The organism is Saccharolobus solfataricus, assembly GCF_900079115.1.
Lineage (GTDB): Archaea > Thermoproteota > Thermoprotei_A > Sulfolobales > Sulfolobaceae > Saccharolobus > Saccharolobus solfataricus.
Genome location: NZ_LT549890.1, coordinates 1,284,679 through 1,306,445 on the forward strand (window position 1 = coordinate 1,284,679; position 21,767 = coordinate 1,306,445).

A 21,767-nucleotide genomic window follows, 5' to 3' on the forward strand; every position below is an offset into this window, starting at 1 on the left:
AGATATGTTATATAAGTATTATAGATCTTCGCCCAAAATCCTTTTATTATTAACTTGTAAGGAGTCACTAAAGATGATTTCAGTTATCATACCGGCATTTAATGAGGAAAGAAGAATAGGTAAGACGTTAGAGAAAATATCATCAACACTACCTAATGCTGAAGTAGTTGTAGTGTTTGACGGACATGATAATACACCAGAGGTTGTAAAGAAATTTCCAGTGAAGCTCATAATAAGCAAGGAGAGACTTGGTAAAGGAATGGCACTAAAGAGGGGAATTACTGAAAGCAATTTCCAGAGAGTTTTACTATTGGACGCCGACTTCCCCATAACTGAGGAGGAATTGAACAAAATCCTGAGTACTGACGCAGATCTGGTCATACCTAGGAGGAAAATTATAGGCATGCCATTAAAGAGGAGATTTCTGCATAAGGCGTTTATAGTGTTAACAAAGATCCTCTTTCCTTCTCTACTGAAGTTTTCTGATTTCCAAGCAGGTGTTAAGCTAGTAAACCGGGAAAAGGTTGTAAGCGTATTGGATGAACTAATAATTAATGATTTTCTATTCGACGTTAACCTAATTTACGCATTTAAGCGTAGACATTATAAAATAAAGGAAGTTGAAATAAATTATATTCATGACGAGAGTGATAGTAAGATATCTAGGAAGTTAATGAAAATCGTTATTCTAATGTTTCTCTCCTTAATAAAATTAAGAATATATTATTCTCCCTTCAAGAAAATATTATACACTGAACCTTACCTAAAGGTACAAGGATACATTCTAAGTAAGCTAAGATAATCTACCAGTTATAATTCTTGAAATTAGATTAAAGGTACCTGCAAATAGAGCTATCCAGTAATAAATTGTGGGATAGCTTTCTACCAGAACTGTTACAATAACGTTTTTGTACACTATACTCATATTCTCACTCCCTATTATAAACAATGGGTATTTAACTGGGGTAAAGTAGTTAACTACGTTATTAAATAGCAAGTAAAATATCAAGGGGTCTAATATGTAAAGATAGCTCACCCAAGTTATCAGTAGGTAGTGTTTAATTATTTCCTTTTTCAAGGCTAGATAAATATAGTAGAGTGAAACACTTATTACATAAAATCTAAAGGCAAATAAAATATAGTTTATTATTGTGCCAATTTCTAATGTTCTTCCTAAGAATTCTAGATAAAATGAAAAGAGACTATCTTTAATTGTCACCATTCCACCAGCAGAATAATACCACCAATAGCTAGGGAGGAGTGCTACTAATATATTTAACAACATACTTGTAATTAGCATTAACGTGATTTTCCTACCTCTCATATTATCTCACTTTGGGAGAAAGTCGTATTGAAAATCTTTATCACCATAGTTAAGTTGTAGGAATTATCTTTAACTGCCATCTCAAACATTTTAAAATTAGTAACTACTACACTAACGTTCTTTACCTCATTTGGATTGATTGTTACGGGTTTTGATAAGTAAGTGTACTCCCCGGTAATATTTAGTAAGGTTATCGGTAAGTCAAGTGTGTTATTAAAGGTTAAGATTAACTCATTATGGGAGATGATTAACCCTATTTTTGGTTCTGATGTGAATAACGGAATAATAATGGAATTAACCTGGTTAAAAGAAGTTTGGACTAAATTGATTGGGTTATTAAGGATAGCGAACTGGACGATTAGTAATGAAATGAATACTACTAAGCCTATGATTTTACCTAAATTCACGTTTTAATATAATATATTGACTACTATAAATCTTTCAACGATAAAAGTGAAACGATAGATATTACACACCCGGCGTCCAAAGCTAGCATTGATATGGAAAAACTATGAGTTAAATACAGTACCAATCCCACAAAGGATGGAGCGATCATGGTCCCAATTTGGGATACAGCGTTAGCGAAACCTATTGAGGTCCCGGCACTAGATTCACCAGCTATTTTCATTATTAACGAATCAGTTGGAGGTCTATAGGAGAAAGAGAAAATACCTAATAGGAAGGCCTCTGGAAGTATATCAATGTCATTTGAGAAAATTATTAAAAACGTTAATATGATAAAGCCTATCAAATTTATCAAGATGACGTTACTGTCACCAAATCTTTCAACAAGTTTCTCTACACTTAGAATACCAACTAGTTGACCAACTCCAAAAAGAAGAAGAAATAAGGCTGACAATGTGGGAGAAATACCTCTGTAAAGTACTAACATCGGGAAAATCCAAGTTGTTGTTCCCCATGTGGACCACAGCTCTCCTAATCTGACCAGTGTTGCCATGGTAATCTTCCTATTAAGTATCACCCTAAACGATCTCTTGATTTCAGTTCCACTAACGCTTATCCTACTGAAATGACTCAAAATAGCAATTAGTCCGAAACTTACTGCCATGGCTAAGTAAATAAATCTCCATAAATGTAGTAGGAAACTCGCTATAATACCTAAAGTAATGATAGTAATTGGTCCAGCACTTTCAACCAGTGCCACGTAAAATGTGAACTTTGAACTGTGAGAATAACTTACTGCGACTATTTTCATAGCTGATGGAAATATGGAAGCTGTTATCAGCCCCTCTATCAAATAGGCTATAAGTAAGATAGTGTAGTCTGTAAGGTAGAGGAAAAGTAATAGATTCATCCCTACTAAGATAATTGACGCATACTCCACAGCTCTACTTGGACCAATTCTATCTATAATTAAACCCCAAGGTATTGAAGACAATACATAACCTATATAAAACGCTGTTGCCACTAGCCCAATTTGGATAGAGTTTAAGTGAAAAAGTAAGGCAATTGGCAACGATATAACTCCCCAACTTAGTCTTAAAAACAACTGAAGAAAAGTACCTATCCAACCCACTATTATATTTCTTAACACAAAATGCTAATTGGTTAAATCCCTCTTTTATGGTTATCGTTCAAAAATATACTTGGGCGATTCAGATGTCTTTTGCGAATTGTAATTTATAAATATGCAATTGTAAAAATAATATGTTAATATTGATAATCGTTAGTGTTTCCGAAAAGTTTATAGATTAGTATTACCAGATTGAACTATGCAAGATTTGGTTCAAGCTTATAAGGAAGAGAAGAACGCGAGAATTAAGGAGAGGATTCTTGCAGTGAAGCTGCACGTAGTTGATGGTAAATCGGAGAAAGAAGTTTCGAAAATGCTTAACAAGGGCTATTCCACGATAAAATTGTGGATTGGCAAGTACAAGAAAGAAGGTCTTGATGGACTAAAGGACAAGCCCAGATCAGGAAGACCCAGAAAAGTAGAAGAGGAAAAGATAAAACAAATTCTGGAAGATAAGCCCCAAAAATACGGAATACAACAAGAATATTGGACAATGAAAACACTCAAGATAGCACTACAAGAACAAGGAATAGAATACAAGAAATCCAGACTATACGAACTAGTCCACGAACTAGGATACAACCTAGTAAAACCCAGACCTACCAACATCCAAGCAGAAAAGGACAAGTGGGAAGATTTTAAAAAAAAAAATAAAGAAATTGGAAAGAAAGGCACTGTTCTTTCTAGACGAGTGTAGGACAGTAATTAGCACGTCAATTAAGAAGGTTCTAGCTAAGGTTGGCAGTAAGCCCGTAATGCGCGTCAATATAGGTTTTTCCTCAATCTATGTTATTCTAGCTATAAACGCTTGGACCGGCGAAGTAGTGGTTTCTCTTGCTAAAAGGCCTAACTCTGAATCCGTTAAGTATTTCTTGAGGTACTTTAAGAGGCGTGTGGGTAGTGGTAGGGTTTACATGGTCATGGATAATTACTCTCCTCACAAGACTAAGGGTACGCTTGAGGTTTGTCGCAGGAAGGGTATTCATCCCGTGTTTACTCCTCCTTACTCGCCTGAGCTTAATATGGCTGAGGCGGTCTTCAAGTCCCTCAAGAACTACATGAGCAATAAAATATTCTATACGATAGAAGACGTTAAAAACTGTATTAAACAATTCTTTAAAGAAAATAAGTATAGATTTAATCTTAATGCAATAACATACCTAGGATTAGATAAAATTGAAGTCTAAGAACTTTCCGGAAATACTAGTGAATCTGATCACTATTTGATATGAAGATAATAGTATTTAGGAAGAAAATTATTCAATATATCTACAGTATCATATAACAATGTATACCGACTACCGATATGATAGAGGAAAAGTATTCAACAGTTCAACTAATCAATTCATGAAAAGAACTTTATGATATCATTGAGAGATAGTGTTCTTAAGAACTTCTAGTACTTTTGCGTAGTTGTACCTTTTATCTAAGGTTTTTATATCAACTTTTGGCTCTCCAGTAAGAGTGTTAGTAATCTTAACTACATTATTTCCATTTAGCTCAAGGATCAACTGCTTGTTAATTTTAGCATTAAAGCCATTCTTATAATTATAATATTGATGATAATAACTTAAACAATTTAAGTATTCGCCCATGTCGAACCTATCGTGATAAGTCGTAGTCTTGAGAACGATAGGTTTAATCTCCGTTGAAGCGCTTAAACCCAATGACTGATCCATCGTGACAAGGTAAACATTAGTTGGAATCGCCGTTTTCAGCCTATTTACCTCTTTTTTAAGCTCCACATCTCCGTAGCTCTGATTTTTAAGCCTATCCTCTAATTGACTTATGGATGGGAGATGAACTTCCTTAAAGGTTTGTAAACCCAATATGAATTTTATTAAATTAGGATCCTTTTGGGTACCTTGTGTCTTACTTTTCAGCTCCCTATATACTGAAGTTGACGGTATTAATCTAAACCCCTTCTCCCTATCGTAAAATAGTCTTTTGATCCTATTTCCTAAACTTATATAAACGTTAGTATCGGCTACGAAGAGCGCATCTTCCTTCTTAATAATATCCAGTATCTTCTCCTCTTCCCGAAAGGTTCTCATACCACTTCTCGTTTTGCACAATTCTATAAATTCATCTCCCTTCTGATCATCAATGTAATTATTGTCACCAAGTTTTATCTTAACTTCCCCATGAAGGCTCAGAATATTATAAAGAGCCGTTAGTGACTCAATATCAAGTTCTGAGTCCAGTTCGTCTCCCGCTGTAGTAAGAGGCAAGTGTCTAAACTTGATTTCTTCCCCGTTTCTCATGTTAAATATCTTTATCTCATTAAAGGGTACGTAACCGAATACCCTGTACCCCTCATTCTCGTTCTTTAGATAAACATATCTTACCTCCCTAGCTTTAGAGTAGTTAGCGGTAGTTAATGCCATGTATTTTCTACCCGGCGTAATGTCTAAAACGTCCGGATCATATTCCGAAATTTTCTCCCTCCACGTCTTTACACCTTCACCTATTACAATGTCCTTTACTTCAACGTTAATTCCTAAGTAACTTAATGCCTTCTTTAAATTATCCTCTATCCTTTTATGTGGTGGAGATTCCCTTAAAATGATAATTTGTGTGGGCTTTAGGTCAGTTAATAGTTCTGTCATTATCGCGTTAATTGTTGTAACTGATTTGTCTGAACCAAGTGTAGCTAACTTTTCCATAAATATATATATATAACAAAAAGGTCTTTTTATTATTATAACAGACGGGGGTTCAAAGGGGGCGGAAAACTTCTCTTTGAGATGGATCCCTTTGTAGAAAAGTTAAAAATAGGAAAATAACGAAATACACATCAATGCCCACCTTAGGGTTTCGCTTCCGTGCTTACGCTGACGAACAAACCCTTAGGGCGTTAAAAGCCCAGTTGAAGTTAGCATGTGAGGTATATAACACCTTAAGGTGGGCAGACATATACTTTTACCAAAGGGATGGGAAAGGGCTTACACAAACTGAGTTAAGACAGTTGGCTCTAGATCTGAGAAAACAAGATGATGAGTATAAGCAACTCTACTCGCAAGTAGTTCAACAAATAGCTGACCGTTACTACGAAGCTAAGAAGAGGTTTTTCGAAGGTTTAGCACGTTTCCCAAAAGAAAAGAAACCTCATAAATACTACTCCCTTGTCTATCCCCAGTATGGTTGGAAAATACTTCAAGTTAGAGAAATAAGAAAAGGAAGCAAGAAGAAACTAATAACGCTTAAACTATCAAATCTTGGTACATTCAAGGTAATTATACACAGGGACTTTCCCCTTGACAAAGTAAAGAGGGTGATAGTGAAGCTAACAAGATCTGAGAGGATATACATCACTTTCGTAGTTGATCACGAATTCCCCAAGTTACCTAACACTGGTAAGGTAGTGGCGATAGATGTTGGTGTAGAAAAGTTGTTAGTAACGTCAGATGGTGAGTATTTTCCTAATTTGAGACCTCTTGAAAAGGCGTTATGGAAAGTGAAGCATCTACACAGAGAACTTTCAAGGAAGAAGTTCCTCTCTCATAATTGGTTTAAGGCTAAGGTTAAGCTTGCTAGGGCTTATGAGCATTTGAAGAATCTAAGAACGGATCTTTACATGAAGTTGGGTAAGTGGTTTGCTGAGCATTATGACGTTGTGGTGATGGAGGGTATTCACGCTAAACAACTTGTGGGTAAGTCCTTGAGGTCTCTGAGGAGGAGGCTGAGTGACGTGGGATTTGGTGAGTTGAGGGATGTGCTGAAGTATCAGCTGGAAAAATACGGAAAGAAACTCATCCTAGTTAATCCTGCATACACTTCCAAAACTTGTGCTAGGTGCGGGTATGTGAAAAATGACTTGTCTCTATCTGATCGTGTTTTCGTTTGTCCCAACTGTGGTTGGATTGCAGATCGTGACTATAATGCTTCTCTTAACATCTTACGTGGATCGGGGTCGGAGCGACCCTTAGTGTGGAGCTCCGCCCTCTACCAGTACTCTGGCAAGGTGGGGCTGTGAAGCAGGAAGCTCCCTCATTTATGAGGGGGTAGCTCACTTAATACAAGCCTTGAGATAGAAAAACCTAAACTATAGTAGTACATCAGTGTTGATAACAGATTTATTACTTTTTATCAATATAAATCATATAAAGTATCCGTTTATTTTCAATTCGATATATAATTTAGCTTTTAACAAGAAGAAGATATAGTAATTTTAAAAAAAAAAAGAATCTTTTCCAAAAATTTTATTACGTAATTAAAACATTTTGCGAAAGTGGTATTAGCTGAATTTAAACTAAATTTCAAATGAATGAAATTATTGTCCACACTCAATTAAACCACTAGTTCTCCTCACCAGATATGGATTATTACGAAATAATATATACAATTAGACTCAATAATATTCAAAAATACTATAAAGTAAATTATAGAAAGATTTATTAGGTAAATAATCTATATTAACAAACATGATTATAAAACCCGAACCATCACTTAAAGATTTATCCTATATAATTGAGAACGCAGGATTAAAGGCTAGTGATTTACTAAACATGTATAAGAGAATGCTAATTATCAGATACTTCGAAGAGTCCATAAGGAAAATTTACCATGAGGGAAAGAATCCCTTCAATATGGCATCCGGTAGAATTAGGGGAGAGATGCACCTATCAATAGGGCAAGAGGCAGTTGCAGTTGGTACGTTATACGATATTAGAGACGAAGATGTAGTAGTGAGCACCCACAGACCCCATCATCACGCTATTGCCAAAGGCGTTGACTTAAAGGGATTGGCAGCGGAAATTTTAGGTAAAGCTACTGGACTCTGCAAAGGAAAAGGAGGGCACATGCATCTGTTCGATAAATCTAAGAACTTTGCATGTAGCGGAATTGTAGGAGCTTCTTTTCCTCAAGCAGCTGGCGCTGCCTTTGCGTTTAAATATCTAGGAAAAGATAACGTGGCAATATCATTTGCCGGTGAAGGTGCAGCCAATCATGGTACCTTCGCTGAAACTCTAAATATAGCAAGTGCTTGGGAATTACCATTAATAATAGTTATAGAAGACAACAAATACGCTGATTCTACACCTAAATCCTTCGTTATGTCCACCACTTTCCATTATCAGAGAGGTTTAGCATATAACGTCCCATCATATCTTGTTGACGGAATGGATGTAATAGACGTCTACTCAACTTCTAAAAAAGCCATAGAGAGAGCAAGGAAAGGTTTTGGTCCCACATTAATTGAAGCTTTAACTTATAGGTATGTAGGACATTTTGAAGGAGACGGAGAGGAATATAGAACTAAAGAGGAAGTGGAGTTCTGGAGCTCATTAGATCCTATAAGGAGATTAGAAAACAGACTATTACGTCTAAATTACGCTGACAGCGACATTCTAGCTAGACTCAGAGAGGAGGCAAGAAAGCAAGTTCAAGAGGCAATAGATTTCGCAATAAATAGTAAGTACCCAGAGCTAACTGACGCATTCGGAGGTGTCTTCGCATGAAAATAAGGGGAATCGCACAAGCCATTGCCGAGGGAATAAGACAAGAGATGGAGAGAAACGACAGAATTGTGGTACTGGGAGAAGACGTAACATATTGGGGGGCAGTCTTCGGATTTACTATGGGACTTTTTGATAAGTTTGGAAGAAAAAGGGTTATCGATACACCCATTACTGAACAAACATTTATGGGCATTAGCGTTGGCGCTGCTTCCTCTGGCTTACACCCAGTTGTTTCATTAATGTTCGTAGACTTTCTAGGTGCGGGATTCGATCAAATGTTCAACCATATGGCAAAGAATTATTACATGAGTGGAGGTCAATATCCCATGCCAATTACTGTAATTACGGCAATAGGAGGAGGTTATGGTGATTCCTCACAGCACTCACAAGTTTTATATTCACTCTTCGCCCACTTACCAGGATTTAAGGTGATAGTACCTTCAACACCATATGACGCTAAAGGTCTTACAATTAAGGCACTAAGAGACAACAACCCAGTCATAATATTCGGACATAAACTATTAACTGGACTACCATTTTTACCATTTGAAGGGAATGAAGAAGAGGTCCCAGAAGAACCTTATGAGATCGAATTCGGCAAAGCAGCCATCAGAAAAGAAGGAACTGATCTAACCATAATTTCCGCCGGCTTAATGGTCCATAGAAGCTTGAAGGCTGCGGAAATGCTACAGAAAGAGGGAATTTCAGCCGAAGTAATAGACGTAAGAACGTTCGTCCCGTTAGATGAAGAAACCATAATAAAGTCAGCTAGGAAAACCGGAAGAGTGCTAATTGTAGACGAAGACTATATGAGCTATGGTGTAACTGGAGAGATAGCATTCAGAATACAGTCTAAGGCATTAAAGGATCTTAAAGTCCCCATATCCAGGCTTGCAGTTCCAGACGTTCCAATACCCTTTTCAGAGCCTTTAGAAAATGCGGTAATACCCAACGTAAATACAATCTACAGTGAAGCGAAAAAGTTAATCCAATAAACACTCTAACGAGAAATTATTGAAACTGTTTAGTGGTAGCGTCAAATATTATCAGTAGAATCCGTTTTATACAATAATTTTCTCTTAATAAATGAACAATCATGAATTTTACAAAAATAGGAGTTTATTGGGCGATTCAGATATCCGTTGTGAATTCACTTTATTTTAAAGATTACTATGAATTTAACTAAATGAAGATGACCGACTAATAGAGATATATAGTTACTAATGTTAATATTTTTTACATCTATATCATTCACAAATTGAAATCGCAAAGGATCCGTGAATCACCCATTATAAACGATTGTACTATGATTCTTCTGGAATACCTTTAACTATGCAAGTTTTAGACCCTTTATCTATTACTATTGACATGTATCTTAACACTTCAAGACCAATCAAGCTTCTCCCCTCAAAGTCCCTAGATATTCCCTGATTATCAGTATGTATGCCTTCTCTTGTGGGGTTAGTTTGCTCTTTCTCCCTTGTTCTTTCTTGATCTTGACGAACTTTGCCTCCTCCAAGTCTTGCCTTAGCTCTCGACCGAATCTCCTTAATCTGGCTAACCTCTCTTCTTCGCTCTCCTCAGAGTTCTCTATCTTACTGAGCCTACTTTCCTTGTACAACTTGATCAAGTCCTCTATTGACTCCTTGAAATTGTCGAAGTCTTTCTGAGTTAACTTCTTATTCACTAGTGCTTTCAGAAAGTTTATAGCTTTAGGCAAAGGATATACCACTAGATCATAGTCTAAGAACTTTTCCAAAATACTAACGTGTTCATAATACAAAATAAGGGGTATCTAAAGTTTTTGTCCCAGAGTCGGATTTATCCAGTTATAAGTACAGTTCTAATGGAAAGCTTACATTATTCTTTCAATTCCTTTATGGATTTATCGTAATTTATTTAACAAATTGTGGTCGCAAGGATTTTCTGTCTAATTGAAATATTGAGTATCATTTATATACATTCAATTATTTCACTTTGATTCGTTTTGATCGCATTGAGGCTCGAACTTTTACACTTTTAAATCCTTTCAAAAAATCGAACTTATAGGTTAAATCAGACGTGAAGGTTCCTCCTAAATTCGTTGCGTCTCCTAAATAGCTATTCAACATTTATACTATTTCATCTAAGTATTTTTTATTTTAACGTCAAGTTATCTTTTTAAAGGTATTTATAAGCAGGCTACTTTTACGTTTGATTTCACGAGCCTGTATTAAAAATTATTTAAAGTCATATTATGTTTATACCAATATTATTTGAATTCTAAATTTAATGAAAATAAGTTTTCGTCTTATGGTTGTTAATCAGAGGATTTGTAAAAGTATAAGAATGGGTATATATTGGTTTGTATAGGTTTACCGTGGGATTCAGATATCCATTGCGGATTCCCTTCATCTTAAAGATTGTTATGAAATTAATTACATGAAGACAATTAACTAGCCGAGACGCGGGGAGTGTTCTCATGCAGTCATCTTATTCAAGAAGTATTAGTAAAATTATATCAAGTTTATCTAATATACTGTACTTCCTTCAAGTAAGCCTCGTTCAAGGGAGTTCCCTCTCTTGAAAACACGCGAGGGTACATTACATTTGACAAGGCTAAACTGTACTCCGCCATTCTTATACTCCTATTAACAGCTTTAGTATCCCTAGCCAGCCTCGCCAACCTACACCAAGAATTATGACTCTCCACAAGATAAGTATACTTCTTACCCGCTACACGATTATCGAGAACTTGATAAACACAGTAGTAGTCAGTATAGTTTACCTCACTCCTAGTTAACCAACCCAAGAGATAACGAAAAGTCCCATAACTCCTATCCCCAAACTCGTAAAAAGGCACCCCATCAGCCAGGACTGTCCAAATCCACAAATCCTCCCTCATCACCCCATACACTAGTATTTTGGAAAAGTTCTTAGACTATGATCTAGTGGTATATCCTTTGCCTAAAGCTATAAACTTTCTGAAAGCACTAACGTTCTAATCTATTGGCTGCATCTCGATTAAAACGACTAATTGTGAAAATTTCTAGTTTGATTTAATTTTACTATATAATATTGAATAAGATAGCTGCATGAGAACACTCCCAAAATAGTCATTTTGGTGGTTACCATTTTATAAAGTAAGTCCCATAATCTGGTTGCCACAGTTCTAATGTAATTTTATTTCTATCTGCCGCTAACCTATGTTCGCTTTGTATCTCTACTCCCTCATGAGGCCCATCTAAGGTGACTACTAAAACTTTTTCCGCCTTCACGTTTTTTGGAACCCATGGTAGATTTATCGTAATCTTTGCATAATAGGTGGGTTGACCTATTGTGATCCCTTCCATACTGTAATTCATATTGTATCTTCTATAAAGCTCTTCCATAGTTGATGGAAAGTATTTTTCATCCCAAGTATAGAACCCGTATTTTATCAATTCCCCTACCTCTAACGGGGGATCAAATGTTACGCGGAATTTAATGAGCTTAGGATCTACCTCTTTTTCCCACTTACCTTCACCTCTTTTATTCTCATCCAGCAGATTTTTCCTAGTTATCTTATTAAACCTTATTACTTTAGAGGCTTTTTCCGCGTTGAACCTATTGGATTGATGAATTCTTTCCTTAACCCCGTTAACTAAAGGAGTTGCTTCGAAGTTTATTCTTAGAGCTCTATCTCCTTTAGGAGAGGCACTGCATATCTTATTTATGTTAAGGAATAGGAGATATTTATCTCCTTCAGAGTATACCTTACCCTTAGTTATCGTACCGTTCTTTAAACCTATTATATTTAGCTTACTCAGCCCATTTAGTATTCTTTCTATTTCTGTTCTATTCATTCTTATCATTATCTCGTTTATGTTAACGTCCTCATTATCAATGCCAACTTTCTTAAGTAGTGTTGCTATGAGTTTTTTTGAGGCTAAGGAAAGTTCTCCCACACCTTAATATTCTTAAAGCGTGTTATAAAAGTGTTGCTAAGTCCTCTATGTTGGAAACAAAATGCGGAAGTTGAAACCAAATTAAAATTAGATTAACTATCAGTTAATATTAATATTAAGTTATAAACAATTAAAAGGTAAATATTAAGTAAATCTATAAAATTTAATAGGAAACATTTATATTTTAAAGGATACTACTAAAGATACATGATGATGGAGAAAATAGTAATGGTTGCTATATTGATTTTATCAATCATTTCACTGCCATTGACTATAATATATCCTCACGCTTCTTCATCTCTTCATTTAGGTCCTCAAAGAATATGCTTTAATATAACGTCAAACAATTACGTAAGTGCAGTATATAAGCCGATAATTCAAGTTTTAAACTTAAATGCTAGGCCAAACTCAACCGTTAATATAACCTTAAGTTTAACGAATTCGTCAATGCCTATGATGCTTAAAGTACCTAAGTTCAATCTATTAGGATATACTTTAGGTGGCAAACTGGTGACAATCAACGTGAACCCTTTAGGATCTCTCTGTTACGGCATACCTGATCTATCGATTTCAACACCCGTTTTCTCGGCAGGTGTTTATATGGTTTTCAGCGGGTATATAACTGGTGTTTTGTCTTTTTCTGGAAATATTTCCAAACCATTATTAATAAGACTTACAGATGCGGGAAACTTAAGTATACCTATTAAAATTCCTCTCCATGCTTCTGGTAAAGGAATTATAACGCTATCTAATATTACCTATCATGTAGCTATAAGCCTAGTTGTTAAATATTCTTCACTGCTAAACTCTGGGAATTATACTATACTGCCTCTAAAGCCTATAGGGAACTTTAAGGGAGTCCCGTCCTATATTAATGGAATTTATGTTATTGAAAGCAATTCTTACATGACCCTTCTTATCCTTTACTTGTATATTGTGATTGCAGTCGGGATGATTATAGCTATAATTGTCAAATTTAGGAGGAAAATAATACATATTATTACATTCCTCAAGCACTTCGTGAAACTTACAAACCCATGCTTAGATAAACCAAAATAATAGAACCTAACCTCAATTCAAGAGCGTAGGTATAATGAATGTAGCCTTTTTCATAATAGTTTCAAAAGGACTAGTTTTAACTTAAGATGTTAAAAATGAGTTAGTAATAGAAACAACAAGAAATATTTTGTATTAGGGAATATCATTTTCCTTCGCGTCTATTAAGAAAAAGGCTATAATTGCTCGCACTCCTTCTTAAGCATACATATTTATATATAACTTAAAACTACTTGTTTATGTGAGCTATAGGACATTACTCTCAATAATTGTGATAATATTGGTAATGATTTCTTCCTTTTCCATATTATGTATAATAATATCTAATGCAGAAATTACTATTAACAATAATATTACAGATTCAAATAATATTTATATGGCCCCTAATTTTTTTGGTGCCGATCCCGCTATGATCTTTCCCTATAATAGTACAATGTTGGGAATTATTCTAGCAGGCGGTGGTGGTCCAGAGCTTTCTGTAAGTCAAGTATATAATTTATCGTATCCTTATAATCAAGTCATGTTTAATTATCCGGAAAATGGACCTTTAGAGTTAAATATGTCTTATGATAATTGGTCCATTCATGAAATATCATTCATAGCTCTACCAACTGTAGATGTTTATCCTACGAAAATATATAACTCTTCACTTTATCTTGGTAAGGGACTACTCTCCGCTACCTATAAAAATATCGCTATCATAATTATTTCTTATAAAGATTTTTCCAAATATAATATAACTCTTAGTCAGTATCCTTCCCATATTCTTCAAGGAACGGATGGCATAGGTTTATTTATAATTCCGCTGCAAGCATTACCATGGGTTTATGGGAAAAGTGTTAACTCATCCGTGATCCAACAGACCTATATTTTTCAAAACGAGACAAATTTAATAATTAACGGAAATGATTTTGGGTCTTTAACTCAATTGGGTCTTTATGATGAATTATCATCAACTGTTCAAACTTTAGAGTTTTTAAACACTACTTCACCTTATTCAAGTATATTAATTGATTCGATAAATAACACTATAGAAGCTATGGCAAATCGATTTACCATTGATAACCAAACCATTGATAATTCAATTATTGACCTGGCCTATAGTTCGTCAACATTAACTCCCGGAGAACAAGAATTTTACGCTTACATAGTGAGTTTCGGTGGCAATATTACTACTAAAATAGAAAGTGAAATCTATTCAATTTTACCTAAATTAGTTAATTTAATACAGTATCCCAGTATCTCAAATCAATCTCCAACCACAATAGTTTCGGTGTTTAATGTTCTGAATAGATCAGCTACTAAAGTACCTGGTGTTGTATATGGATTACTTTACAATTCTACTGGATTAATTTCAAAATCTATAATGAATTCTAATGGTGAGTTAGTATTTAATGTTTCTCCAGGTACGTACGTACTTTACGTCTACCATTATCCAAACTTAGGACTTAATTATACAGAATATTGGGGTCAAATTAGAATAGATGTCAGATCTGGTATAAATAAATATAATTTTACTAGAGTTGAGCCGTGGATTTACAATATAATCGATACATCGATAGATTCTCAATTTAAGATATCTGTGAAAATTATTAATCCATTAAATCAAACAGTTAGCGGGCAGCTATATTTATGGATAAGTAACGGAATCGCATCCTCAGCTAGCGCTCCAACATTTGAAAGTCAGTTGCTCTTAAATCCTGGCGTAAATTCTATTAATTATACTTATACAGCCTCAAGTAGTGGTTCTTACTATGTTTACGCAGTTTTGAAATCTTTTGTTTTAAATCCTGAAGGAGAGCCAATAACCACTGATCAATATAATTGGACTAGTATGGGAGGTATAAATATAAGTAATACGCCTACTCAAACTGTAACTACAACGTTTACGGTTACCCAAACCACTGTAAACCGGCAAACTATCACCTCTACCGTTACCCAGACAAGCGAAGGTACCACCACAGTAGTAGTGGTTAATAAATCTTTAAGTGCTGGAGCAGAGCTATTAATTATCACTATATCTATAATAATTATTGTAATTATGGGAATTATAATAATTCTGTTCCTAAGAAGATCTAAGTGATCTCTTAATTAATTTAATTATTGGATATGTACTAAATTTTATAAATCATTAATAATATTCTGAGAGTATAGAATTTTATCCCATATAAGATGTGATTGGGAACTTTTCTTATTATAGTAAAAATTTCTAGTTCCATTATTAACTTATGCTGTAATTTGTATGCATACATACAGATAATTAATGTCGTAGCAATTATCATATCTTCCCTTGATAATACCAGAAACCTTGTACGTCCTAGAAAGTTTTTAACCTTCAAGTCCACTTTATGGGGAGATTCAGATATCCGTTGCGAATTCACTTTATTTCAAAGATTACTACGAAATTAACTAAATGAAGATGATTAACTAGCAGAGATACACGATTATCAATATTAACATTTTTACAACCGCATTATTTACAAATTACAATTCGCAAAGGAGACTTGAGTTGCTCTAATGTTGTCATATACATCGAAATTAGTTCCAGAACAACGTTGCTTTGGAACCATTTGATATAAGATATATATAAATAGCAGATAGAGTAGAAAGAAACTAATAAGGGGATGAAAGGTAATGTTAGAAGTAGTATATATAGTAGGAGCATTTGGATCACCGTTGCTAACTCCGCCTACGTTGGCAGTAGCTGGTTTCCTTATCGCTGTGCTTATGGGTCTAGAATATGGTGTATTATGGGTTCTAACTGGAGAATCTTTAAATAGAGAACTAATATTAGTTATATCAAATATAGTTTACTCGATAGCGTGGTCTATTACTGCACTACCTTTTACTCCAATATATTATACACTTCAACCTTATTTTTCTCAACCTCTCCTCATTTACCTTTATCTAGCACTTTTCATAGGTTCTATATTGCTTGGTGTAATCCCAGCTATAATGTATATAAGAAAATATTTACAATTTAATAAAATACAAAAGGAATTTAAACAGTTAGAACTAGATTATAAATCCATAAATCAAGAATATAGTGAAATTAATACGAGACTTAATAAAGCTAAGGAGGAAATCAATAATGTCATGGATAAGATTAATAAAGCTAAGGAATTACATGAAACCGCACTTAGGGATCCAGACTTAATAGTTACGGCACTTGATAAAAAACCTGAGATACCAGAGGTTATAAGACCTAATGTAAATTACGTAGTAGCAGGCTTAGGAGGTACTGGAACAGCGCTATTGGAGGCACTCATAGATTATTTAGTTTCAAAAAACGTCATTAAGGAAGACGGGACTAATCCTTTCTTATTCGTGGCTTTTGATACGAACCAAGCAAGTATTGCGAGACTGAGGAAAAAGTATGAATATACACCAGTTGGAAAACTATTGTATACCTTTAATAACTTTGAGGCACTCACTACAGCTAATATAATAAGCCATAATCCTTGGCTTGCTGGGTTAAACGTTGATGTAATTCAAGGCTCTGGAATGAAGAGAGCTATAGGTTATGCATCTTATAATACGGTGAAGGAAGCCATGATGGAGGATATCCTCAGAAGGTTAAGTGATTTAATTGCCAAAACGAGAACTAATCGTATATTTTTAATAGTATTTACCGCTTTAGGAGGAGGTACTGGTTCTGGCTCATTCATTCATTTTACGAAGGACTTTATAAGTAGGCTAGGTAGGATAACTGGAGATTCAGAACCTTACGTGAGAGTGTCCGGAATGTAATTATCTGAACGAATAGATAAACAGAATGATAAATATTAATATTGCCAGAAGGGTAGGACCTGGATCACCGAGAAAAACTTTATAATGGAAAAATATCAAGACGAGAGGATTTACCTATCGCGCATAGCGTTGCCTGATCGCGAGGAGGCGCGTCTCAGAGCTGAACGGCTCTACGTCCTGGAGGAGTCCTCCGTTGGATCGCGAGGAACATCTTGATGTTGTAGATCACTCCCAGGACGTGAAGGAAGACGTCGTTCCTCCAGGTCGTGGTCCCGTAGGGCCTCCAGAACGCGTTCAGGTAGGTGCCGAAGAACTCCACGTGGGCCCTCAGGGTAGTGAAGGGCTTCTCCCGCGCTATGAGCTGTGTCGGGGAGGGAGAGAATCCCCTGTCCGCGATCTTAATCCCCTTGAGCGGTGACTTGAACCTCTTGTCCGAGAAGTTGGCCGGCTTCACCGTGATGGACCTCACGAAGAGGGAGACGGAGATCACGGCTATGGCCTTGAGCCCGTAGTGCGAGACCCCTCTCTTCTTGGTCCACCTTCCCTCGAACCTCCTCTTGGTTCTCCCCAGGGAGAGCAGCTTCCTGGCCCTCTCCAGGTTACCTTCCCTCCTCTCCAGCTCCGCCTTCTCCCGAAAGGTCTCCACGCTCCTCTTCCCAGGAGGTAAGTCCAGTAGGAAGGAGTCCACTAGCCACGCCATGAAGTCCACGAGATGCGCGCTCGCAGGGAGGTAACTGGGTAGGCACTTCTCCTCAAGCTTGAAGGAAATCTCCAACAACTTCTTCCTCACCCCGTACAACCTGCCCACGAAGTCGTGCAGCGTGCTCTTCCCCACCTTCCTCCCCACGAACCAGGCCACGACCACGTTCACGTTAACCATTTTCACCGCGTCCCTATAGGAGCAAGAGTAGAGCACCATGACGATTAACAACTTCAAGTAAACCAGCGCGCCCTCGCCCAGAACCCTCTCCAAATCCATGGCGTCCAGCACGGGCTTGATCTCCGTTAACCATTTTTCCCTCCACGGCATATCCTCTATTGGGGGAAGAGGGTAGTACATCAGGTTTGGTATGTGTCTTAATGTTCTTGCCATGGTACTACCCTCTACTCCCATAACTTAAGTGTTACTCCAATTTAATCCAAGATAATGCTAAAAACCAATTTATTCTTGCCAATAAAAATTCAATTTTTACATTCCGGACACTCTCACGTGATGGGATTCGGCGTGCTACCTAGAGGAAATGAAGGTAAATTATTTCACGTTAATGCATTTTCCGCTATAAAGGAAATGCAGTTTATACTTAAAAATGGCGTTAGATCAAAAGATGAGAAGGCAAGTAGCGGAGCAGAAAATACTATAAATCTCATTAATCCCTTCTTAGCATTTTTCATTATAAGTAGAGATAGACCCGTTAGAGATATAGATACTAATATAGCGGTAGGTCTAGCGAGATTTATATCGGATATAGGTACTTCTGGCGTAGTTGAAGCAAATCAGCAAAGTAAATATGCTGAGACTTTCGATCTCGGAGATATTAAAACTAAAGCTGCAATGTCTCCGGATTCCTTCTTCACCTTCAACAGATATGACATTTATTTCCCTGCTTCAAGAATATCGTGGTATAAAAACGTAGGAGTTATTGTAGTTAATGACATTAATTCTAGATATGCTAAATTAAGGGAAGAGTTAAATGAAATTTCGAGACTCTTATCTGGATACAAGGATAATATCTCGAAGTTTTTAGCGAATTTAGATAACCTTAACAATACCGTTAAATCCATGACTGTAAAGGTGTACAGAAGATGGAGCAATAGAATAGGCGAAACACATACTCAACTTCTAAAGTGGAGGGCGGAAGTAGTAGAAGGAGGGAGTATATCACCTAAGAACCTTGAGACTCCATTAAATAGCATGAATAGCTCTACTGAAGAAAACGTTGAGAGTATAGTAATCTTAAAGAGGAGAATAGATGAGTTCAATGAGATTGTGAAGGAAGAGGAGTCATTTTTAAAGAGTCCTCCTGCAAGCCAGATAGAGTACGTCTTTCCAGTTAGAGAACTTGAGAATTTTAACGTATCCCAGTTATCCACGGACAAAGCATCACTTTATAGACTAATCGAGGAGTATAGGAGAAAAGACGAATTCTTAAGAGCTTTAGCAGACTTAAAAGCTCCACTAGGTTCAGTAGGGCAGACAATGGCTAATATCGATTACCAGAAAATTAACGTTCCTATACCCATAACTACCGAGGCTAAAGAATTCATTTCTAAGTACAATTCTGGCTTAATAAAGCAGAATGCAGTAGTATCCCCCGATATAGCTAGCGTATTGATGGTTACTGCATCAATGCAGGATAATATAAACGTTAATGATTTTCCTAATCCAGAAACCCTTAAACAAGCGTTAGAGAGTAAGACTCGCAATCCAGACGCTAAAATGGGCTATATCAATTCAAAAAGATTTAGTATATCCACATATCACATAATAAATGGTGTTTACATATGGAGAATATCTAAAAATACCCCTCCTATTCTAAGGGATTTAACGTACCTCATAGAGGATTATGAGGCTGTTAAGAACGAAAACTTTGGAGAGTTAATTTACCATCATACATTGTTTTATAATGATCCTCAGACCTTTGAAGCATTAACGGGAGAACAAATAGCCAATTTATCCCCTAATCAAGCAGCTTGGAGGATAATAGAATTTTGGGCGAACTATAATCCAGAAATAGAATATATTAATATTTGGGGAATTATAGAATTAGCCGGCGTATATAGTGATCTTAAAATTATTAATAATAATATTGATAATTTAATGGAATTACTTGACGGAGCTATAAAGAGTTTACAAAGGGGAGTAACTAACGTAGATGTGGTTAAGGTAAAGAAATATTTAGATGCAATAACCTCGGCAAAAGTTCCATCTTCAGAAAACGTTAAGGCAATCTACGAGGCTAATAAAATAGCGAATAAAGACGAGGTGAATAGAGGTCTCAAAGAGATAGCCGATTTAAGCCTACAAATACTCTCAAAACTGGAAGACATAAAGGTGAGATACGGTCAAAAATGGATAGATGATCTGAATAAGTTAAAGAAGGAATCCACAGATTACGGTATAAATAGGATTATACAAACCCTTATAAATCACACTGATACGTTAATTACTAAATCAGAGAGTTTAAGTGAAGATCTCAATAAATTCGTGGAATCCATAACCTTAGAGTGAACTAAATTGTCCTCCTCATTCGATCCTGAGAGATCCCTACTAGATTTTTTCAAATCCAATAACAGCGAGCAAACGTTCTATATTTTGAAGGGACTTTATGAAATATATAAAAGTAAAGGTTATACTGAGTTCCTTAAGGATATTACTGGTCTAATTAATTTAGTAGCGAAATATGAGACTATGCTATCCATAAGTTCTAACACTAAAGGTAATTTAAAGAAAATAAAGGATATGTTGGAGAGGTTAAATATAGACGTGAGAGTGTCCGGAATGTAAAAAATTGAATTTTTATTGGCAAGAATAAATTGGTTTCTAGTATTATCTTGGATTAAATTGGAGTAACACTTAAGTTATGGGAGTAGAGGGTAGTACCATGGCAAGAACATTAAGACACATACCAAACCTGATGTACTACCCTCTTCCCCCAATAGAGGATATGCCGTGGAGGGAAAAATGGTTAACGGAGATCAAGCCCGTGCTGGACGCCATGGATTTGGAGAGGGTCCTTGGCGAGGGCGCGCTGGTTTACCTGAAGTTGTTAATCGTCATGGTGCTCTATTCCTGCTCCTATAGGGACGCGGTGAAAATGGTCAACGTGAACGTGGTCGTGGCCTGGTTCGTGGGGAGGAAGGTGGGGAAGAGCACGCTGCACGACTTCGTGGGCAGGTTGTACGGGGTGAGGAAGAAGTTGTTGGAGATTTCCTTCAAGCTTGAGGAGAAGTGCCTACCCAGTTACCTCCCTGCGAGCGCGCATCTCGTGGACTTCATGGCGTGGCTAGTGGACTCCTTCCTACTGGACTTACCTCCTGGGAAGAGGAGCGTGGAGACCTTTCGGGAGAAGGCGGAGCTGGAGAGGAGGGAAGGTAACTTGGAGAGGGCCAGGAAGCTGCTCTCCCTGGGGAGAACCAAGAGGAGGTTCGAGGGAAGGTGGACCAAGAAGAGAGGGGTCTCGCACTACGGGCTCAAGGCAGTGGCCGTGATCTCCGTCTCCCTCTTCGTGAGGTCCATCACGTTGAAGCCAGCCAACTTCTCGGACAAGAGGTTCAAGTCACCGCTCAAGGGGATTAAGATCGCGGACAGGGGATTCTCTCCCTCCCCGACACAGCTCATAGCGCGGGAGAAGCCCTTCACTACCCTGAGGGCCCACGTGGAGTTCTTCGGCACCTACCTGAACGCGTTCTGGAGGCCCTACGGGACTACGACTTGGAGGAACGACGTCTTCCTTCACGTCCTGGGAGTGATCTACAACATCAAGATATTCCTCGCGATCCAACGGAGGACTCCTCCAGAACGTAGAGCCGTTCAGCTCTGAGACGCACCTCCTCGCGATCAGACAACGCTATGCGCGATAGGTAAATCCTCTCGTCTTGATATTTTTCCATTATAAAGTTTTTCTCGGTGATCCAGGTCCTATCCTTCTGGCAATATTAATATTTATCATTCTGTTTATCTATTCGTTCAGATAATTACATTCCGGACACTCTCT

17 protein-coding genes and 2 pseudogenes are annotated in these 21,767 nt (G+C 36.8%); 11 read left to right on the forward strand and 8 right to left on the reverse strand.

Going from position 1 to position 21,767, the window contains the following annotated elements; translation table 11 throughout:
- Window positions 1-73 precede the first annotated feature (73 nt).
- A complete protein-coding gene (locus tag SSOP1_RS07160) occupies window positions 74-802 on the forward strand; it encodes a glycosyltransferase (protein WP_063492798.1) in 729 nt (242 codons plus the stop codon).
- On the opposite strand, the gene SSOP1_RS07165 is transcribed toward SSOP1_RS07160, so the two are convergent.
- The 3 genes from SSOP1_RS07165 to SSOP1_RS07175 are packed head-to-tail and all read right to left on the reverse strand — an operon-like array spanning window position 794 to window position 2,879.
- Window positions 794-1,324 (reverse strand): hypothetical protein, encoded by a 531-nt coding sequence (locus SSOP1_RS07165; protein ID WP_010923351.1) that lies wholly within the window; start codon window positions 1,322-1,324, stop codon window positions 794-796. The genes SSOP1_RS07160 and SSOP1_RS07165 overlap by 9 nt on opposite strands.
- On the reverse strand, window positions 1,321-1,731 hold the full coding sequence (locus tag SSOP1_RS07170) for a hypothetical protein (protein WP_010923352.1): 411 nt from the start codon (window positions 1,729-1,731) through the stop codon (window positions 1,321-1,323). Before SSOP1_RS07170 ends, SSOP1_RS07165 begins: the two co-directional genes overlap by 4 nt.
- A gap of 23 nt (window positions 1,732-1,754) precedes the next feature.
- A complete protein-coding gene (locus SSOP1_RS07175; RefSeq protein WP_010923353.1) occupies window positions 1,755-2,879 on the reverse strand; it encodes an MFS transporter in 1,125 nt (374 codons plus the stop codon).
- A gap of 178 nt (window positions 2,880-3,057) precedes the next feature.
- Here SSOP1_RS07175 and SSOP1_RS16320 point away from each other — a divergent pair.
- Window positions 3,058-4,045, forward strand: a pseudogene (locus SSOP1_RS16320) (IS630-like element ISC1048 family transposase).
- A gap of 180 nt (window positions 4,046-4,225) precedes the next feature.
- Here SSOP1_RS16320 and SSOP1_RS17620 read toward each other — a convergent pair.
- Window positions 4,226-5,524 carry a PIN domain-containing protein gene (locus tag SSOP1_RS17620; protein ID WP_010923356.1) on the reverse strand — a complete coding sequence of 433 codons (1,299 nt, stop codon included), beginning with the start codon at window positions 5,522-5,524 and terminating at the stop codon, window positions 4,226-4,228.
- Between the two features lie 134 nt (window positions 5,525-5,658).
- Between SSOP1_RS17620 and SSOP1_RS07195 the strand changes: the two genes are divergently transcribed.
- The 3 genes from SSOP1_RS07195 to SSOP1_RS07205 all read left to right on the forward strand — a co-directional run bounded on the left by SSOP1_RS07195 (window position 5,659) and on the right by SSOP1_RS07205 (window position 9,315).
- Window positions 5,659-6,834: an RNA-guided endonuclease InsQ/TnpB family protein gene (locus SSOP1_RS07195; protein WP_063492800.1), complete on the forward strand. Its 1,176-nt coding sequence runs from the start codon at window positions 5,659-5,661 to the stop codon at window positions 6,832-6,834.
- A gap of 448 nt (window positions 6,835-7,282) precedes the next feature.
- Window positions 7,283-8,320 (forward strand): thiamine pyrophosphate-dependent dehydrogenase E1 component subunit alpha, encoded by a 1,038-nt coding sequence (locus SSOP1_RS07200; protein ID WP_009992547.1) that lies wholly within the window; start codon window positions 7,283-7,285, stop codon window positions 8,318-8,320.
- The gene (locus SSOP1_RS07205) at window positions 8,317-9,315 is read left to right on the forward strand and encodes an alpha-ketoacid dehydrogenase subunit beta (RefSeq protein WP_009992546.1); all 999 of its coding nucleotides are present in this window, start codon (window positions 8,317-8,319) and stop codon (window positions 9,313-9,315) included. Before SSOP1_RS07200 ends, SSOP1_RS07205 begins: the two co-directional genes overlap by 4 nt.
- A gap of 398 nt (window positions 9,316-9,713) precedes the next feature.
- Here the strand turns inward: SSOP1_RS07205 and SSOP1_RS07210 are convergent, their stop codons facing one another.
- The 3 genes and pseudogenes from SSOP1_RS07210 to SSOP1_RS07220 all read right to left on the reverse strand — a co-directional run bounded on the left by SSOP1_RS07210 (window position 9,714) and on the right by SSOP1_RS07220 (window position 12,246).
- The gene (locus tag SSOP1_RS07210) at window positions 9,714-10,079 is read right to left on the reverse strand and encodes a DUF6293 family protein (protein ID WP_231918234.1); all 366 of its coding nucleotides are present in this window, start codon (window positions 10,077-10,079) and stop codon (window positions 9,714-9,716) included.
- A gap of 747 nt (window positions 10,080-10,826) precedes the next feature.
- Window positions 10,827-11,213, reverse strand: a pseudogene (locus tag SSOP1_RS07215) (IS1 family transposase); the annotation flags it as partial.
- Between the two features lie 214 nt (window positions 11,214-11,427).
- Window positions 11,428-12,246 (reverse strand): hypothetical protein, encoded by an 819-nt coding sequence (locus SSOP1_RS07220; protein WP_009990015.1) that lies wholly within the window; start codon window positions 12,244-12,246, stop codon window positions 11,428-11,430.
- 207 nt (window positions 12,247-12,453) lie between these two features.
- Between SSOP1_RS07220 and SSOP1_RS07225 the strand changes: the two genes are divergently transcribed.
- From SSOP1_RS07225 to SSOP1_RS07235, 3 genes are all read left to right on the forward strand, one after another.
- The gene (locus SSOP1_RS07225; protein ID WP_009990012.1) at window positions 12,454-13,305 is read left to right on the forward strand and encodes a hypothetical protein; all 852 of its coding nucleotides are present in this window, start codon (window positions 12,454-12,456) and stop codon (window positions 13,303-13,305) included.
- Between the two features lie 238 nt (window positions 13,306-13,543).
- Window positions 13,544-15,385 carry a hypothetical protein gene (locus SSOP1_RS07230; protein WP_010923362.1) on the forward strand — a complete coding sequence of 614 codons (1,842 nt, stop codon included), beginning with the start codon at window positions 13,544-13,546 and terminating at the stop codon, window positions 15,383-15,385.
- Between the two features lie 551 nt (window positions 15,386-15,936).
- Entirely contained in the window at window positions 15,937-17,052 is a 1,116-nt protein-coding gene (locus SSOP1_RS07235; protein ID WP_010923363.1) for a tubulin-like doman-containing protein, read from the forward strand.
- Between the two features lie 154 nt (window positions 17,053-17,206).
- Here SSOP1_RS07235 and SSOP1_RS07240 read toward each other — a convergent pair whose 3' ends face one another.
- Complete coding sequence (locus SSOP1_RS07240) at window positions 17,207-18,166, reverse strand: IS5-like element ISC1234 family transposase (RefSeq protein ID WP_010923364.1); 960 nt, start codon at window positions 18,164-18,166, stop codon at window positions 17,207-17,209.
- A gap of 99 nt (window positions 18,167-18,265) precedes the next feature.
- On the opposite strand from SSOP1_RS07240, the gene SSOP1_RS07245 reads away from it, so the two are divergent.
- The 3 genes from SSOP1_RS07245 to SSOP1_RS07255 all read left to right on the forward strand — a co-directional run bounded on the left by SSOP1_RS07245 (window position 18,266) and on the right by SSOP1_RS07255 (window position 21,593).
- The gene (locus tag SSOP1_RS07245) at window positions 18,266-20,281 is read left to right on the forward strand and encodes a hypothetical protein (RefSeq protein WP_048054216.1); all 2,016 of its coding nucleotides are present in this window, start codon (window positions 18,266-18,268) and stop codon (window positions 20,279-20,281) included.
- A gap of 6 nt (window positions 20,282-20,287) precedes the next feature.
- Entirely contained in the window at window positions 20,288-20,557 is a 270-nt protein-coding gene (locus tag SSOP1_RS07250; RefSeq protein WP_063492801.1) for a hypothetical protein, read from the forward strand.
- A gap of 76 nt (window positions 20,558-20,633) precedes the next feature.
- On the forward strand, window positions 20,634-21,593 hold the full coding sequence (locus tag SSOP1_RS07255; RefSeq protein WP_010923922.1) for an IS5-like element ISC1234 family transposase: 960 nt from the start codon (window positions 20,634-20,636) through the stop codon (window positions 21,591-21,593).
- Window positions 21,594-21,767 lie beyond the last annotated feature (174 nt).

Bases quoted from the DNA above. Each gene is read 5' to 3' on its own strand.
- SSOP1_RS07225 (WP_009990012.1), top strand. From the start codon at position 12,454: ATGATGATGGAGAAAATAGTAATGGTTGCTATATTGATTTTATCAATC.
- SSOP1_RS07160 (WP_063492798.1), top strand. From the start codon at position 74: ATGATTTCAGTTATCATACCGGCATTTAATGAGGAAAGAAGAATAGGT.
- SSOP1_RS07235 (WP_010923363.1), top strand. From the start codon at position 15,937: ATGTTAGAAGTAGTATATATAGTAGGAGCATTTGGATCACCGTTGCTA.
- SSOP1_RS07255 (WP_010923922.1), top strand. From the start codon at position 20,634: ATGGGAGTAGAGGGTAGTACCATGGCAAGAACATTAAGACACATACCA.
- SSOP1_RS07165 (WP_010923351.1), bottom strand. From the start codon at position 1,324: ATGAGAGGTAGGAAAATCACGTTAATGCTAATTACAAGTATGTTGTTA.
- SSOP1_RS07205 (WP_009992546.1), top strand. From the start codon at position 8,317: ATGAAAATAAGGGGAATCGCACAAGCCATTGCCGAGGGAATAAGACAA.
- SSOP1_RS07200 (WP_009992547.1), top strand. From the start codon at position 7,283: ATGATTATAAAACCCGAACCATCACTTAAAGATTTATCCTATATAATT.
- SSOP1_RS07195 (WP_063492800.1), top strand. From the start codon at position 5,659: ATGCCCACCTTAGGGTTTCGCTTCCGTGCTTACGCTGACGAACAAACC.
- SSOP1_RS17620 (WP_010923356.1), bottom strand. From the start codon at position 5,524: ATGGAAAAGTTAGCTACACTTGGTTCAGACAAATCAGTTACAACAATT.
- SSOP1_RS07245 (WP_048054216.1), top strand. From the start codon at position 18,266: ATGGGATTCGGCGTGCTACCTAGAGGAAATGAAGGTAAATTATTTCAC.
- SSOP1_RS07240 (WP_010923364.1), bottom strand. From the start codon at position 18,166: ATGGGAGTAGAGGGTAGTACCATGGCAAGAACATTAAGACACATACCA.